The sequence below is a fragment of the Rhodococcus sp. NPDC057135 genome, assembly GCF_042670865.1.
Classification (GTDB): domain Bacteria; phylum Actinomycetota; class Actinomycetes; order Mycobacteriales; family Mycobacteriaceae; genus Rhodococcus_F.
In genome coordinates, this window is record NZ_JBHUUU010000009.1 from 280,986 (window position 1) to 295,718 (window position 14,733).

The 14,733-nt window shown below is 61.1% G+C and carries 17 protein-coding genes; 12 read left to right on the plus strand and 5 right to left on the minus strand.

Annotation, left to right across the window (positions count from 1 at the left end; translation table 11 throughout):
- The first annotated feature begins 184 nt into the window (after positions 1–184).
- The 6 genes from ACFT1A_RS19180 to ACFT1A_RS19205 all read left to right on the plus strand — a co-directional run bounded on the left by ACFT1A_RS19180 (position 185) and on the right by ACFT1A_RS19205 (position 4,737).
- The gene (locus ACFT1A_RS19180) at positions 185–1,360 is read left to right on the plus strand and encodes an alkane 1-monooxygenase (protein WP_378448256.1); all 1,176 of its coding nucleotides are present in this window, start codon (positions 185–187) and stop codon (positions 1,358–1,360) included.
- Positions 1,357–1,527, plus strand: a complete 171-nt coding sequence (locus tag ACFT1A_RS19185) for a rubredoxin (RefSeq protein WP_314673806.1) — start codon at positions 1,357–1,359, stop codon at positions 1,525–1,527. The genes ACFT1A_RS19180 and ACFT1A_RS19185 overlap by 4 nt, the downstream gene beginning before the upstream one ends.
- 30 nt (positions 1,528–1,557) lie before the next feature.
- On the plus strand, positions 1,558–1,749 hold the full coding sequence (locus tag ACFT1A_RS19190; protein WP_007734094.1) for a rubredoxin: 192 nt from the start codon (positions 1,558–1,560) through the stop codon (positions 1,747–1,749).
- Positions 1,749–3,005, plus strand: coding sequence for an NAD(P)/FAD-dependent oxidoreductase (locus ACFT1A_RS19195; protein ID WP_378448257.1), 1,257 nt, complete (start codon positions 1,749–1,751; stop codon positions 3,003–3,005). The genes ACFT1A_RS19190 and ACFT1A_RS19195 overlap by 1 nt, the downstream gene beginning before the upstream one ends.
- A gap of 74 nt (positions 3,006–3,079) precedes the next feature.
- Positions 3,080–3,706, plus strand: coding sequence for a TetR/AcrR family transcriptional regulator (locus ACFT1A_RS19200; RefSeq protein ID WP_162113961.1), 627 nt, complete (start codon positions 3,080–3,082; stop codon positions 3,704–3,706).
- 197 nt (positions 3,707–3,903) lie between these two features.
- Positions 3,904–4,737 (plus strand): hypothetical protein, encoded by an 834-nt coding sequence (locus ACFT1A_RS19205; RefSeq protein WP_378448258.1) that lies wholly within the window; start codon positions 3,904–3,906, stop codon positions 4,735–4,737.
- Positions 4,738–4,810: 73 nt separating this feature from the next.
- On the opposite strand, the gene ACFT1A_RS19210 is transcribed toward ACFT1A_RS19205, so the two are convergent.
- Together ACFT1A_RS19210 and ACFT1A_RS19215 are read right to left on the minus strand one after the other, a co-directional pair.
- Positions 4,811–5,182, minus strand: coding sequence for a hypothetical protein (locus ACFT1A_RS19210; RefSeq protein ID WP_007734099.1), 372 nt, complete (start codon positions 5,180–5,182; stop codon positions 4,811–4,813).
- 2 nt (positions 5,183–5,184) lie between these two features.
- Positions 5,185–6,345 carry a Rieske 2Fe-2S domain-containing protein gene (locus ACFT1A_RS19215; RefSeq protein WP_378448259.1) on the minus strand — a complete coding sequence of 387 codons (1,161 nt, stop codon included), beginning with the start codon at positions 6,343–6,345 and terminating at the stop codon, positions 5,185–5,187.
- Between the two features lie 195 nt (positions 6,346–6,540).
- Here ACFT1A_RS19215 and hsaA point away from each other — a divergent pair, with 195 nt between their 5' ends.
- From hsaA to hsaB, 4 genes are read left to right on the plus strand one after another with little or no spacing between them, the layout of a single operon-like run.
- Positions 6,541–7,716 (plus strand): 3-hydroxy-9,10-secoandrosta-1,3,5(10)-triene-9,17-dione monooxygenase oxygenase subunit, encoded by a 1,176-nt coding sequence (gene hsaA / locus ACFT1A_RS19220; RefSeq protein WP_039973406.1) that lies wholly within the window; start codon positions 6,541–6,543, stop codon positions 7,714–7,716.
- Positions 7,717–7,726: 10 nt separating this feature from the next.
- A complete protein-coding gene (hsaD, locus tag ACFT1A_RS19225; protein WP_378448260.1) occupies positions 7,727–8,605 on the plus strand; it encodes a 4,5:9,10-diseco-3-hydroxy-5,9,17-trioxoandrosta-1(10),2-diene-4-oate hydrolase in 879 nt (292 codons plus the stop codon).
- Entirely contained in the window at positions 8,605–9,507 is a 903-nt protein-coding gene (gene hsaC / locus ACFT1A_RS19230; RefSeq protein ID WP_003945585.1) for an iron-dependent extradiol dioxygenase HsaC, read from the plus strand. The genes hsaD and hsaC overlap by 1 nt, the downstream gene beginning before the upstream one ends.
- A complete protein-coding gene (gene hsaB, locus ACFT1A_RS19235) occupies positions 9,504–10,088 on the plus strand; it encodes a 3-hydroxy-9,10-secoandrosta-1,3,5(10)-triene-9,17-dione monooxygenase reductase subunit (protein WP_283307210.1) in 585 nt (194 codons plus the stop codon). The genes hsaC and hsaB overlap by 4 nt, the downstream gene beginning before the upstream one ends.
- Before the next feature lie 66 nt (positions 10,089–10,154).
- Here hsaB and ACFT1A_RS19240 read toward each other — a convergent pair whose 3' ends face one another.
- Positions 10,155–10,979 carry an Abi-alpha family protein gene (locus ACFT1A_RS19240; RefSeq protein WP_081557350.1) on the minus strand — a complete coding sequence of 275 codons (825 nt, stop codon included), beginning with the start codon at positions 10,977–10,979 and terminating at the stop codon, positions 10,155–10,157.
- Between the two features lie 2 nt (positions 10,980–10,981).
- Positions 10,982–12,256, minus strand: a complete 1,275-nt coding sequence (locus ACFT1A_RS19245) for a DUF445 domain-containing protein (protein ID WP_007734105.1) — start codon at positions 12,254–12,256, stop codon at positions 10,982–10,984.
- Positions 12,257–12,586: 330 nt separating this feature from the next.
- Between ACFT1A_RS19245 and thrS the strand changes: the two genes are divergently transcribed.
- Positions 12,587–13,804, plus strand: a complete 1,218-nt coding sequence (thrS, locus tag ACFT1A_RS19250; RefSeq protein WP_378448261.1) for a threonine--tRNA ligase — start codon at positions 12,587–12,589, stop codon at positions 13,802–13,804.
- Here the strand turns inward: thrS and ACFT1A_RS19255 are convergent.
- The gene (locus ACFT1A_RS19255; RefSeq protein ID WP_003945852.1) at positions 13,801–14,247 is read right to left on the minus strand and encodes a MarR family winged helix-turn-helix transcriptional regulator; all 447 of its coding nucleotides are present in this window, start codon (positions 14,245–14,247) and stop codon (positions 13,801–13,803) included. The genes thrS and ACFT1A_RS19255 overlap by 4 nt on opposite strands.
- A 143-nt stretch (positions 14,248–14,390) precedes the next feature.
- Here ACFT1A_RS19255 and ACFT1A_RS19260 point away from each other — a divergent pair.
- Positions 14,391–14,733, plus strand: a 343-nt coding sequence (locus ACFT1A_RS19260) for an MFS transporter (protein WP_378448262.1), incomplete at its 3' end; no start/stop codon positions are given.

The following is a 14,733-nucleotide window of genomic DNA, read 5'->3' on the forward strand; positions in this document are numbered from 1 at the left end:
ATTTGCGATCAGCCCGAACGGAGGGTTCATCTCGATGTACAAATCAGCATGTTTGTAAAAGTTTTACCTTGAAATCGTTGACAAAACACCGTCATTTGTCCACTCTCTATACATAGATGTTGTTCGTGTCGCGGATTACCGCGCAGGACGCACTCACTGATCCGAACGAGAACTGGAGAATTCGATGGCGGCGTTGGTGTACACCGAGCCAGATGGTCGGCTCGCAACTTGGAGAGACCGGAAACGCTACTTGTGGCTGTTGGCGCTGATTCCGTCATCGGCAACTTTCATCGCAGTGGGGCTTGTTACCGCCACCGGATGGAATGTCTTCTGGTGGACCGGCCCACTGATTGCGTTTGCTCTCATTCCCGTCATCGACATCCTGGCGGGTGAGGACGGGAAGAATCCACCCGACGAGGTGATCGACGAACTCGAGAACGACCGCTTCTACCGGTGGTGCACCTACGCCTATCTGCCGCTGCAGTACACGGCCTTCTTCCTGTCCTGCTACATCTGGGCGCGTTGGGATTTGAGCGTCCTCTCCAATATCGGACTGGCCGTGACGATCGGCGTGACGGCCGGAATCGGCATCAACACCGCCCATGAACTCGGGCACAAGAAGGAGAGCGTCGAGCGCTGGTTGTCCAAAATCGTTCTCGCGCAGAGCGCTTACGGCCACTTCTACCTAGAGCACAACCGTGGCCACCATGTGCGAGTGTCGACTCCGGAAGATCCGGCGACCTCGCGCTTCGGTGAGACCCTCTACGGTTTCTGGCCGCGCAGCGTCGGCGGAGGATTGAAGTCGGCATGGCATCTCGAGAAGACCCGCTTCGAGCGTTTGGGCACCACGCACTGGAGCATCAAGAACGACGTGCTCAACGCCTGGCTCATGTCGGTTGTTCTGTTCGGTGTCGCTCTTGCAGTGTTCGGGATCGGCATCGCACCGTACCTCGTGGTCCAGGCGTTCATCGGGTTCTCGCTGCTCGAAGCGATCAACTACCTCGAGCACTACGGACTTCTGCGGCAGAAGACCGCGAGCGGGCGGTACGAGCGGTGCACGCCGGCGCACAGCTGGAACAGTGATCGCATCTGCACCAACGTCTTCCTTTATCACTTGCAGCGGCACAGCGATCATCATGCGAATCCGACACGGCGCTACCAAGCGCTTCGCAGTATGGAAGAGGCGCCTCAGCTCCCGAGCGGCTACGCCAGCATGATCATGCTCGCCACAGTTCCGCCCCTGTGGCGCAAGGTGATGGACCATCGCGTTCTCGAGCACTACCGAGGCGACATCACCCAGGTCAACATCGCGCCGAAGAAGCGGGCCAAGATCCTCGCGGCCTACGGGGTGAACGCATGAACGCCTACACCTGCCCGATCTGCGATTACACCTATACCGAATCGACAGGCGCTGCGCGAGAGGGCTTTCCGCCCGGCACGCCGTGGTCGAGCATTCCGGACGACTGGTGCTGCCCCGACTGCGGCGTCCGCGAGAAGGTCGACTTCACCCTCGTCACGCAATCCTGATCGAAATATCCACCGGTGAAAGGAAAACCGATGTCCGAGACTGCCACTGCTTACAAATTGTTCCGCTGCCTCCAGTGCGGGTTCGAATACGACGAAGCGATCGGCTGGCCCGACGACGGTATCGAGCCCGGCACTCGCTGGGACGAAATCCCCGAGGACTGGTCCTGCCCTGATTGTGGCGCTGCCAAAGTCGATTTCGAAATGGTGGAGGTGGACCGCTGATGACAGCGGTCAGTGAGCCCGACACCCGGACCGTCGTGATCGTGGGCACGGGCATCGCCGGTTCCGGTGCGGCGCAGGCTTTGCGCAAGGAAGGGTTCGGCGGCAGCATCATCCTGATCGGCAGCGAACCTGAGGAGCCGTACCGTCGTCCGGCGCTGTCGAAGGAGCTACTGTCCGGGAAAGCGTCGATTGATCGGGTTCGGTTGCGTCCGTCGACTTTCTGGACCGAGCAGGGTATCGACCTTCGCATCGGCGAGACTGTCACAGGTATCGACACAGATTCCCACACAGTACATTTGGCCGAGGGGGACAGTGTCCCCTACGACGTTCTGATTCTTGCCACGGGTGGACGGTCCCGACGATTGGCCGCTGAAGATTCCGAGCGCGTTCACTATCTGCGCGATATCGCTGACATGCGACGCTTGCAATCTCAGCTGATCGAAGGATCCTCGCTACTGGTGGTCGGCGGTGGTCTGATCGGATCCGAGGTGGCATCAACGGCACGTGACTTGGGTTGCAGTGTGCAGGTTCTCGAAGCGCAACCGCTGCCCCTGTCCAGACTGCTTCCACCGTCGATAGCGGAGAAGATCGCCGCGCTGCACACTTTGGCCGGCGTCGCCTTGCAGACGGGAGTCGACCTCGAGACGCTCACGACGGGTGCCGACGGCGTCACCGCACACGGGCGAGACGGACGCGAGTGGACAGCGAACCTGGCCGTCGTCGCAATCGGATCCTTGCCCGATACCGATGTGGCTGCTGCTGCGGGTATTGCGGTGGACAACGGGATTTCGGTAGACCGATACCTCAGAACGTCTGTCGATGGTGTGTACGCGATCGGCGATGTGGCCAACGTGCCCAACGGTTTTCTCGGCGGCATGCACCGCGGCGAGCACTGGAACACTGCGCAGGACCACGCCGTCGCAGTTGCCAAAACCATTGTGGGGAAGGCGGAACCTTTCGAATCCGTCCCATGGAGTTGGTCGAACCAATTCGGCCGCAACATCCAGGTAGCCGGTTGGCCAGGTGCCGACGACACCGTGATCGTCCGAGGAGACTTGGACTCCTATGACTTCACTGCGATCTGCATGCGCGAGGGGAAGATCGTCGGCGCTGTGAGTGTGGGGCGGCCGAAAGATATTCGGGCCGTCCGAACCCTTATCGAACGCTCTCCGGACATCAGCGTCGACGTACTCGCCGATACAAATAGGGATCTGACCGAACTTGCGGCGGGTCTTGTCGCCTCACCGGTGCTCTGAGTGTGCTCGTGACTTCTGTGGCTTGCGTGTCCACCGTTTTGACACCGAGCACGGGCGATGGAAATCTTCCCGATATGTCCACCGCTCGTGCCCGTGTCCCGTACCACGAGGCAGCTCGTCAACTCCTCCGTGCGTCAGCGCTCGACGCCACACGCGAACTCTTGACCGAGAAATCGTGGAACGACATCACGATGGCGCATATCGCCGAAGCTGCTGGTATGAGCCGGCAGACGTTGTACAAGGAGTTCACGTCCCGCCAGGGATTGGCGTCCGGATACCTCATCCGTTTCGTCGACGAGTTTCTCGAAGAAGTGGAACGCGAAGTAACGCTGCATCATTCGGATCCGCGGGGCGCGGTCTCGGCAGCCTTCCGTGCCTTCTTCGACGCCGGTGCCCGGGACCCGATGGTGGTCAGCATTGTCGGTCCCCGGCCGCAGCACGACCTGCTGAGCTTGGTCACCACTGACGGGACTCCGCTGCTCGAACATGCGAGCGCGAGGTTGGCCGAGATCTTCATGACCAGTTGGGCGAACGTCGACCGCATCCATGCCGAGATGTTCGGCAGCACGATAGTGCGTCTGGCGATCAGTCACGTGACGTTGTCTTTCGGTACCCCCGATCAGATCGCCGAGAACCTGGGGGAGATGTTCGGGCCGTTCCTCGATCAGGTCATCGGTTCGGGTGCAGCCGAAAAGAACTGAGGCGACGGGGATCGATACGGTTTCCGGGCTAGGGCGGAAGTTCGATCGAGCGTGATCGCCGTAGTTCTTTGGTGGGAAATATCGTCGTTATGTGTGAATCCGCGTCTCACTTCTCGGTAGCGTGCCGGGCGTAGATCGAGGTGCGATCCGCAGGGGTGGCTCTCGTGAATTTCCGTCAACGGTGGAGGAATTCGAAGATGAAGAGCCGCAATAAGTCTCGAGTGATGTCGACAGTCGCGCTAGTTGCAACATTTGTCATGGCCGGTGCAGGTGTGGCAAATGCCGACGAATCCTCGTCAGGGTCTTCCGGCAGCGGATCGCTCGGTTCCTCCGGTGCGGCAGAGATTGATCCGTTGACCTTCGACGGTTGGGGCACGTGCCCGATCGAGGATCTCGAGGTGACGACGTGCGCCAGCGTCGTAGTTCGCGGAGGGACCATGAAATTGGGCGCACTTTCGGTGCCTATCCCGGACGGAAGTCTCAAGGTTGCAGGTGGGGTGAAATACGCGACCCAGCCCGACAACAGTTTTATCGAGACGTTCGTTGCCAAGCCGGACGGGTCCAACGGGGTCTATTCCAACCCGATTTCGGTACCAGGGGGTGCGCTCGGGATCGATACTCCGCTCGGACTGACTCAGATCAGCGCGACAGTCGAATCGGTGGGAGTCCCCGATCTGAAGGTCCTCGAGCAGGAACTCACGATGCCGGTCCGCTTGAAACTGTCGAATCCGTTGCTGGGCGACGATTGCTACATCGGTTCGGTCTCGAATCCGATCAATCTTCACTTGACCACAACTGGAAACCCGCCTTCGGAACCCATCGGCGAGGTTCCCGGTGCGGTGTTCCCGGCAGTCCCACATTCGGATCCTGTGTTTGCGGCGCCGGGAGCCAGTGGATGCGGACCATTGGGTGCGCTCAACTGGGCGGTGAATCTCCGCGGGGGAGTGCCGGCAGTCAGCGGAAAGAACTCGCTCACCACGTCGAGCGACGTCTATGCGGTGGCTGCACGAAAGGTGCGACCACCAGCCTGACGGACGCACAGTCGCTGGAACGTAAAACGAGGACCGGCCCGTGGTGGGTCGGCCCTCGTTCTTCACAGTCAGGTCAGCTGACCTCGGGATCACGCACCGTGATGGTGCCGTCCCTGACTGCGTCGGCGATGCTGTCGTGCAGTTTCGGGCATCCGTCCTTCAATGCCGTCGACTGACCGGAAGCAATTGCCTCTTTGAAGGTGTGGCAACGCAGCGCCGGGTCGGAAGTCCACTGCACGCTGGTGTGTTTGTACGTGTTCTTGCGAACCAGTACGCACGCGCCGCATGCCTTGCAGTCGACTTCCTGCAGACCCGAGTCGAGGTATTCGTGCTTGTCCTCGATCGTCTGGGCCGCGATCGCCTCGAGTCGTTCCGTCTGCCCGGCAAAGTCCGGTGCCTTGGCCCAACGAGCCCACCGTGCGTCGGTTCCGATCGAGGCGCTCACGACTAGACCTCTGCTTCCTTCTTTGCCGCTTCTGCTGCAGCTTCCTTCTCAGCCTTCTGGCGTGCGAGGTTTTCCTCGACCTCGGCGTGCCAGGCTTCGTTTGCCTTGGTGGTGTCCACCTCGAACTCGAAGCGCTGCGTCATCTTCTCGGTGACGTCTGCCTTGTCCACGTAGAACTGCTCGTACCAGCGTCGTAGCTGGTAAACGGGGCCGTCTTCTTCGCAGAGGAGAGGATTCTCGATCTTGGTCTTGTTCTTCCAGATCGCGACGTCCTGCAGGAAGCCCTCGCTGATGCCCTCGGTGAACTTGCCGGCCAGCTTGTCGGCCATCTCGTCGGAGACGCCCGTCGGCTTCTTGACCGTCACACCCCACTGCAGCACGAACGAGTCCGGGCTGATCGGGTAGTGGCAGTTGATGAGAACACTCTCGACCTCGTATCCGCTGTAGCTGTTCCACAGGGGATTGACCATGTACGACGGCCCGTAATACGCAGCTTCGGAGCGAAGCAGCGTGTCGCCGCCGTACTGGGAGGCCATTCCGATGTCGGGACGGCCGGTGGTGTTGAGGTACTGAGTGGCGATCTCACCTTCGAAGACGTTCTTGAAGTACGTCGGGAAGGCGTAGTGGATGTAGTAGAAGTGCGCCATGTCGACCACGTTGTCGATGATCTCGCGGCAATTGGACCCCTCGATGACCATGGAGTTCCAGGTCCAGTCGGTCCATTCGTCGCTGTAGGCGCCCTCGATACGAGGAATCACGATCTCCTCGGGCGGCGGATTGCCCTCGGGGTCGTTCCAGACGAAGAGCTGAGCGTTCTGCTCGAGGGTCGTCCACGCACGGGTACGTGCGAGCGGGGGCACGCGACGGGCATAAGGAATGCCGGTGCACTTGCCGTTGCCGCCCCAGCGCCAGTCGTGGAAGGGGCAGGCGATGGAATCGCCCTTGACCTCGCCTTGTGTGAGGTCACCGCCCATGTGACGGCAGTATCCGTCGAGAACTTTGATGTCGCCCTTGCTGTCGGCGAACACCACGAGCTTCGTACCGAAAGCCTCGATCGCGTGCGGTTTGCCGTCCTTGAAGGTCTTCAGTAGACCCAGGCAGTGCCAACCGCGGGCGAAACGAGTCTGCACCGTTCCGACGTCGATCTCGCGAATCTGCGCCATTGTGACCTCACATCCCTTCTAGCTGTTAGTAGAACACGTTATAGAACTCGATCCGGTTCCGCCAGATTTTGGGGGCACTTGTTACAGCATTGCGGCCACAAACGGGACCTTTGTCAGCGTCTCGACAGAAAAGAGAACGTGTTCTAGTCTCAAGTGTAAGTGAACCAACCGATCGAGGAAGACGGGAGCGTCGAAGTGGGTAACCATGACAGCCACGAGGTGATGCAGAGGCTCGACGCACTACTGCCGGCACTGCGCGAGCGCGCACAGGAGACCGAGGATCTGCGTCGTATCCCCGACGAGTCCATCAAGGCTCTTCAGGAAACAGGCTTCTTCCGCTTGCTGCAGCCGAAGCAGTGGGGCGGATACGAAGCCGATCCGGTGCTGTTCTACTCCGCGGTCAAGAAGATCGCCAGCGCGTGTGGTTCCACAGGATGGGTCTCGTCGATCATCGGCGTACACAACTGGCACCTCGCCCTCTTCTCTCAGCAGGCACAGGAAGACGTGTGGGGCAACGACACTGACGTTCGCATCTCGTCCTCTTACGCCCCGATGGGTATGGGTGAAGTAGTCGAGGGCGGATACAAGGTCAACGGTGCGTGGGCTTGGTCCTCGGGTTGTGACCATGCCAGCTGGGCCGTTCTCGGTGGTCCGGTGTTCAAGGACGGCCGCGCGGTCGACTTCGTGAGCTACCTGATTCCTCGCGAGGACTACCAGATCGACGACGTGTGGAATGTGGTCGGTCTGCGTGGAACCGGCTCCAATACCGTTGTGGTCAAGGATGTTTTTGTTCCCAAGCATCGCGTTCTGAGCTTCCGGGCGATGAGCGAACTGACCGCCCCCGGCCTCGAGAACAACACCGCACCGGTCTACAAGATGCCGTGGGGAACCATTCACCCCACGACGATCTCGGCACCGATCGTCGGAATGGCTTACGGCGCTTACGAAGCGCACGTCGAGCACCAGGGCAAGCGTGTGCGCGCTGCGTTCGCCGGCGAGAAGTCGAAGGACGATCCGTTTGCCAAGGTACGCATCGCCGAGGCATCCAGCGACATCGACGCCGCGTGGCGTCAGCTCTCCGGCAACGTCGCCGACGAGTACGCGTTGATCCTTGCGGGCGAAGAGGTTCCGATGGAACTGCGTCTGCGCGCTCGACGTGACCAGGTGCGCGCCACTGGCCGTGCGATCGCCTCGATCGACAAGCTCTTCGAGAACTCCGGTGCAACGGCGCTGCAGAACGGTACGCCGATTCAGCGTTTCTGGCGCGATGCTCACGCTGGTCGCGTCCACGCCGCCAACGATCCCGAACGCGCATACGTCATGTTCGGAACCGGCGAATTCGGTCTGCCGATCACCGACACGATGGTCTAGAGGAGGCTCAGTGACAACCACCGAAGAAGCCCTCACCTACGAGTCCACTTCGCGGTTCGCGCAAGTGCGCCCCGATCTGAAACTGCATTTCCACGAGGCGGGCGTCGGCAACGACAAGACCATCGTGCTGCTGCACGGTGGTGGCCCAGGTGCGTCGTCGTGGTCGAACTTTGCCCGCAACATTCCGGTGTTGGCGAAGAACTTTCACGTCATCGCGGTCGATCAGCCCGGCTACGGGCAGTCCGACAAGCCGACGGACCACCCGCAGTACTTCGTGCACAGTGCGTCGGCGCTCAATGATCTCCTGGACACGCTCGAGATCACCGGTCGCGTTGATCTGCTGGGCAATTCGCTCGGCGGTGGCGCTGCCGTTCGCTTTGCGCTCGACTACCCGGACCGTGCCGGTCGCCTCGTTCTGATGGGCCCCGGCGGTCTCAGTGTCAACCTGTTTGCGCCGGACCCCACCGAGGGCGTCAAGAATCTCGGGAAGTTCAGCTACCAGCCCACCCGTGAGAACCTCGAAGCATTCCTGCGGATCATGGTCTTCGATCAGAAGCTGATCACGCCGGAACTCGTCGACGAACGTTTTGCTGCGGCCAGTACTCCCGAGTCGTTGGCTGCGGCCAAGGCGATGGGTAAGTCCTTCTCCAGCGGTGACTTCGAGCTCGGCATGCTCTGGCGCGAGGCGTACAAGCTTCGTCAGCGTGTGTTGCTGATCTGGGGCCGTGAGGATCGGGTCAACCCTCTCGACGGCGCGCTGGTTGCGCTCAAGATGATCCCGCGCGCGCAGCTCCACGTCTTCGGCGGTTGCGGTCACTGGGCGCAGCTCGAGAAGTTCGACGAATTCAACCGGCTTGCAACCGACTTCCTGCTCGACGGAGGTAAATGATGGGTATTCGATCTCTGGCGTACATGCGCATCGGGGCCACCGACATGGCTGCGTGGCGCGAGTACGGACTCAAGATCCTCGGAATGATCGAGGGCAAGGGCGTCGACGCGGAATCGCTGTATCTGCGTATGGACGACTTCCCGGCGCGTCTTGTCATCGTTCCGAATGACACGGATCGCTTACTCGTCTCCGGGTGGGAAACCGCGAATGCGGCTGAGCTGCAGGATATCCGTGACAGGTTGTCGGCGGCCGGTGTTCCGTTCAAGGAAGGCACGGCGGAGCAACTCAAGGACCGTCGCGTCGTCGAGATGATCGCGTTCGAGGACACCTCGGGTAACTCCCTCGAGGTGTTCCACGGCGCCGCGCTCGAACACCGCCGAATCGTGAGCCCGTACGGGCACAGGTTCGTGACGGGGGAGCAGGGGCTCGGCCACGTTGTGCTCACCACCGACGACGACGATGCTTCGCTCCGGTTCTACCGCGACGTACTCGGATTCAAGCTTCGCGATTCGATGCGTCTGCCTCCGCAGATGGTCGGGCGGCCCGCGGACGGCGACCCGGCGTGGCTGAGGTTCCTCGGCTGCAACCCGCGTCACCACAGCTTGGCGTTCCTGCCGTTGCCCAACCCGACGGGCATCGTGCACCTGATGCTCGAGGTGGAGAACTCCGACGACGTCGGACTGTGCCTCGACCGGGCATTGCGCAAGAAGGTCAAGATGTCGGCGACTCTCGGTCGTCACGTCAACGACGAGATGCTCTCGTTCTACATGAAGACTCCGGGCGGGTTCGACATCGAATTCGGTTGTGAGGGGCTAGAGGTCGAGGACGAAAACTGGATCGCGAGGGAAAGCACGGCCGTGAGCCTGTGGGGTCACGACTTCACGGTGGGAATGAAGCCGTGAGTTCGCCCGACGCGTCGGTGAGCGCGGAGCAGGCGATCGATCCACGCCAGTTCCGCACGGTTCTCGGGCAGTTCTGCACGGGTATCACCATCATCACGACAGTCGACGACGGTGAACCAGTCGGGTTCGCGTGTCAGTCTTTCGCCGCCCTGTCACTCGACCCGCCTTTGGTGTTGTTCTGCCCCACCAAGGGTTCTCGGTCGTGGGCGGCAATCGAGCGGACCGGGAAGTTCGCCGTCAACGTGTTGGCGGAGGAACAGCAGGCGGTGTGTGCTCGTTTCGGGTCGCGTGAGCCGGACAAGTTCGCCGGTATCGATTGGACGCCATCACCGTTGGGCTCACCGATCATCGAAAAGTCGCTCGCACACATCGACTGCACAGTCGAAACCGTCCACGACGGCGGCGATCACTACGTCGTCTTCGGTCGGGTGTCGTCGATGAGTGAGATCAAGACCGAACGCCCGCTGCTCTTCTATCGTGGGCAGTACACGGGCATCGAGCCGGACAAGACTGTTCCGGCTACCTGGCGTGACGATCTGGAAGCTTTCCTGACGACCACGACGGAAGATACCTGGCTTTAGGGGGCAAGCCCCCGTGAGTGGTTAAGGAGTCCAGCGGCTCCTTGACCACTCACGGGGCCGGAGGCCCTACAGCGAAAAACAGGTATGACAGAAGTCGTCACCGAACGGCGTCAGCAGGATGCTACGACGCACAATCCTGTTGGATCGTCCTGCGCGCTTGACCGCCTCGATCACCGACGGCTGCACCTCGACCACCTGGTACCGGTCGGCCTCGACGGGCTCGCGTGAGAACGCCACCAAACCGAGCCGATGCAGGTTGTTCAGGTAGGCGCTGATGCGGTCCAGATGTCGACATCCCGCCAGTTCTCCGATCATCGACAGACCCTCGTCGATCATCTCCGAGCCGACTCCGAACGGCCGCGCCGTGCGCACGTCGACGCTCGGTTGTGCGCCGGAGGTGGCCAACAGCCGAAGAATTCGAGCTTCGTCTGGTGCGATCTCGTCGAGGATCCGGTCGTAAGCCGGGTGCAGATCGTCGCGATCGGTCACGTCCGCGGAACGGTCCAGCAACCTGTCGCCGCGTGCCCGCAGCGCCGCGAGAGTGGCCTCGACGCTCTGTTTGCGATTGGTACGAGTTGCCATCGCTGCCCGCAGGTTCTCCGTCCGCGAGCCGTCTCCGTTGGTGTTCTCGGCCCGACGTTCGGATTGCACGTTGGCGGATTCTGCAGCCTCTGCCGCGGCTTCGGCGGCGGCCTGAACGATCTGCCGCGTCGCCTCCTTCGCCGTTCCGAAAGCCCAACCCGTCAGCTTGATCGACGTGAGCGTCGTCGTGGCGGTAAGCCCGACAAGGCTACGGATCAGACGCTTTTCGACGGATTCGACCGGCGTGATGTCCGCAGCCCAGTCGTACGATTCCGCTTCGACGATCATGCGATGGTCGTGCTCACTCATGCTCATACTCCGAATATTGCGAGGTGTAGGAAACCGGCAAACGAGCCCAGCACGGCCCCGTGTACGAACAACAGCCACTCGTCCTGCTTGACGGCTGAGCGTAGTAGTTCGCTGAAATCTTCCGGTGAAAGGATGCTCATGCGTTCGGTGACGAAGACACGAATCTTCTCCGACTGGTTCTCGGCGAACTCCGCGTCCTCGAAGACCCTTGGGTACAAGTCGAGCACTTCGGTGGTGGCCAGTCCGGGCAGACGCTTGTAGCTCTGCGAACCGACGGTCATCTTGACCACCGACTTTGCCCAGCCGGCTGCGTCGTCGACGGATTCGCGCAGTACCTGATCGAGCATCCGCCGCGTTCGGTCCGAGCGGGGACCTTCGAGGAGTTCGGTGCCGATGTTCTCGAGCGTCACGACGTGATCGGCGAGGGTTTTTGCGTACCCGGCGATGATCTCGGTGCGTCGCTTCAGGAAGAGCCCCTGCCGCCACGGCACCCAACGGCTGGGGGTGATCGGCTCGAAGATCATCGTGATACCGAGGTAGTTCACGATGTATCCGATGATCACACCGCCGATGGGAAGCACCCACCACTGCGGAACCAGATGGAGGATTCCGACGAGCACGAAGCCCATCGGGAATCCGAAGTAGAAGCCGAAGTTCTGCATGAACCGGAGTTCTTTATTGCCCATCGTGCGGAAGATGTCGTTGAGCAGTTTGGGATGCGAGGAGAGGTAGCGGATCACCATCAGCTTTGCGTCGATGAACTCGTCGATGTCCTCTTCGATGCGGTCGGTGATCATCCGCACGCTGGCCGGCAGATCGTCCTCCACTTTGCGGAAGACGGCTTCCTTCACCGACGTCGGAAGGTTGTGCCAGAGCTGAGGATTCTCGGCCGTCATGATTCTGGTGACCACGCCGCGCACTTCACTGCGCGAGATGTTCACCAAGTGCTCGGCGATGCTGTCCGGGTCCAGAACGCGGTAGAAGTCGGCGATGCTGCCGACTTTCGCGAGGGATTTGTCGACGGCGATCGACGCCATCTTCTCCGCCCTCGAGGGGACGATGCCTTGCCAGCCGAATCGGCCGTCGCTCGTGATCGCCGGGATCACCTGGACGCGCCGGGGGAGGAACGGGAAGAGCAGTTTGAGGCCGGGCACTTTGATCCCGTGGAAGTTGATCGGCGCAAAAAGCATCAGGACGCCCGACCAATTGGTGATGTACCCGATGATTCCCGTGAACAAAGGAATGGTGATCAACTGTTCGAGCAAGTGGTCCGGCACCGTCGCACATCCTCCTCATATCCGAGAACCTCACGTTCGGACATGATTGCCGAAACTTCGCTCTTCGTGGGTGTTTCGTTGGCTACTGCTGCGCCTTCCCAGTTGCGTCAGCATAGAGGCCCGACAATTCGGGCTGTAGGTGGGTAGGAAGTTGATGTAACCTCGCGTACATGGTCAGTATTGCGCACAGCACGACGACGCCGGTTCTCTTCCGGCGCATCGTTTAGCAACTGCTGACCGAACCCTTTCAGCCCCGGGAGTTATCGCCCCGGGGTTTTCTTGTTTCTTCGCTCCGTGTGCGTCTCCCCTTGAACGATTTGGAGAGCTCTCATGAGCGTTGACCACCGCGAACTCAGGCGCGAGCTGGAGTTTTTCGCCACCACCCCCATAGTCGGAGCAGGCCTCCCACTCTGGTTACCGGACGGCGCGATCATCAGGAGCGAACTCGAAAAGTTCGCCGCCGAGCAAGCAGCGCGATCCGGTTGCCGGGGTGTCTATACCCCCGTTATGGCGAAGAAAGAGTTGTACGAGAGATCTGGGCATTGGTCCAAGTTCTCGGACGACATGTTCCCTGAAATGAAGATACGCGGAGAGTCATTTCTCCTTCGTCCGGCTAACTGTCCTCATCACGCCCAAATATTCGCCGCTCGCGGTCGTAGTTATCGCGAGTTACCTTTCCGCGTTCGTGAACTCGGCTCGATGTTCCGTAGTGAACTCTCCGGAGTTCTCAGTGGACTGAATCGCGTCAGACAGATCAATCTCGACGACGCACACGCCTTCTGCAGTCGCGAGCAGATTCGAGCGGAAGTGATCCTCGCGCTCGACGCGATCGAGGACTGCTACTCGACGCTGGGGATTGCCGAACGGGGGTACCGACTCTCGATCAGAGGGACCGGGCAGTACCTCGGCACCGACGAGCAGTGGGCCGACGCCGAGGATCAACTTCGTGGAGCACTGAAGGCGCGCTCGATCGAATATGTGGAAGCGAAGGGGGAAGCGGCGTTCTACGGTCCCAAGATCGACGTCCAAGTGCGAGACGCGCACGGCCGTGAGGAAACACTCTCGACCGTCCAACTCGGCTTCAATCAACCGGAACGGTTCGACCTCGAGTACACCGCGGAAGACGGATCCAAAGCTCGCCCCGTCATGATCCATCGGGGCTTGCTTGGGTCGATGGAACGCATGACTGCGCTCTTGATCGAAAGGTTCGAAGGGCGGATGCCGCCGTGGCTGGCACCCAACCAAGTCTCGATCCTGCCTGTCGGCGACCGGCACCAGGTTGAGGCCGAGTGTTTGCGCGCTGATCTCGAGGCCCGCGATGTTCGAGTGGCGATCGCAGCCGACGGATCGTTGGGACGTCGCATACGCGAGGCACGCACTCACCGTGACTCGTACATTGCGGTGATCGGAGACAACGAGGTGCACGCCGGCACCGTAGACGTTCTGGTCCCCGCCCGTGGTGGGCGGGCGGTCGTCGACGCGGGTGTGTTTGTCGCTCAGGTGGTCTCGGGCATCAAAGAGCGTGCCCTGCTTCCGGCGGCTTTCTAGCCGACGGGAAGCTCGTGGAGGGCGCGCACCAACGGCGCGAGTTCGGGTGTCTTGCATGCCTCGTCGAGTGCGGCTTCGAGGGTGGCGTCGTGCGTCGGCCGTGCGCTTTCGAGAAGCTCGCGGCCGGCCGGCGTCAGCTCGGTGTAGATGCCTCGACGGTCGTCGGCGCACAGGATGCGCGTCAGTAGTCCTCGATCTTCGAGTCGATTGACCAAGCGCGTCGTGGCACTGCTGCTCAGTGCGGCAGCGCGGGCCAACTGGGCCATCCGCATGTGCCAGCCGTCCTGGCGGCTCAGTGCGTCGAGCACGGTGTATTCGACGACGGACAGTTTGTGCTCACGCTGGAGGGCGCGTTCCAATTCGGTGTCGAGCGCGCCGTGCAGCGCTGCGAGCGTGCGCCACCCTTGCGAACGGATTTCGACGGCGTCGTCGGCGATCCCCATGTGATTCTCCTTGTCCGTTTCCTGCCGCTCAAGGTTACCAGCTTGCGCATGTAGCGCGCGCGTGCAACTATTTATAGCGCGCCTGCAACTACTGCACACGCCCGCTAACGGCTTACGCGTAAATCTGTGAAAGGAACATCGAGATGCCATTGGGTCTCATTGCCCTCGCTATGGGCGGGTTCGGGATCGGCCTCACCGAATTTGTCATCATGGGCCTCCTGCCCGAGGTCTCGGCCGACTTCGAGGTCACCGAGTCCGTCGCGGGCTACCTGATCTCGGGCTACGCACTGTCGGTGGCGATCGGCGCGATCCTCCTGACCGCTGCCGTCACCCGCTTCGAGCGCAAGAAGGTCCTTCTCTCGCTCATGGTGCTGTTCATCATCGGCAACCTGATGTCCGCGCTCGCCCCGTCATACGAGGTCATGATGGGCGGGCGCATCGTCGCGGCACTGTGCCACGGTGCGTTCTTCGGAATCGGCTCGGTGG

Bases quoted from the DNA above. Each gene is read 5' to 3' on its own strand.
- ACFT1A_RS19200 (WP_162113961.1), top strand. From the start codon at position 3,080: ATGTCCACCGCTCGTGCCCGTGTCCCGTACCACGAGGCAGCTCGTCAA.
- ACFT1A_RS19255 (WP_003945852.1), bottom strand. From the start codon at position 14,247: ATGGGGATCGCCGACGACGCCGTCGAAATCCGTTCGCAAGGGTGGCGC.
- ACFT1A_RS19180 (WP_378448256.1), top strand. From the start codon at position 185: ATGGCGGCGTTGGTGTACACCGAGCCAGATGGTCGGCTCGCAACTTGG.
- ACFT1A_RS19215 (WP_378448259.1), bottom strand. From the start codon at position 6,345: ATGGCGCAGATTCGCGAGATCGACGTCGGAACGGTGCAGACTCGTTTC.
- ACFT1A_RS19185 (WP_314673806.1), top strand. From the start codon at position 1,357: ATGAACGCCTACACCTGCCCGATCTGCGATTACACCTATACCGAATCG.
- thrS (WP_378448261.1), top strand. From the start codon at position 12,587: ATGAGCGTTGACCACCGCGAACTCAGGCGCGAGCTGGAGTTTTTCGCC.
- ACFT1A_RS19205 (WP_378448258.1), top strand. From the start codon at position 3,904: ATGAAGAGCCGCAATAAGTCTCGAGTGATGTCGACAGTCGCGCTAGTT.
- hsaC (WP_003945585.1), top strand. From the start codon at position 8,605: ATGGGTATTCGATCTCTGGCGTACATGCGCATCGGGGCCACCGACATG.
- ACFT1A_RS19190 (WP_007734094.1), top strand. From the start codon at position 1,558: ATGTCCGAGACTGCCACTGCTTACAAATTGTTCCGCTGCCTCCAGTGC.
- ACFT1A_RS19195 (WP_378448257.1), top strand. From the start codon at position 1,749: ATGACAGCGGTCAGTGAGCCCGACACCCGGACCGTCGTGATCGTGGGC.
- ACFT1A_RS19240 (WP_081557350.1), bottom strand. From the start codon at position 10,979: ATGAGTGAGCACGACCATCGCATGATCGTCGAAGCGGAATCGTACGAC.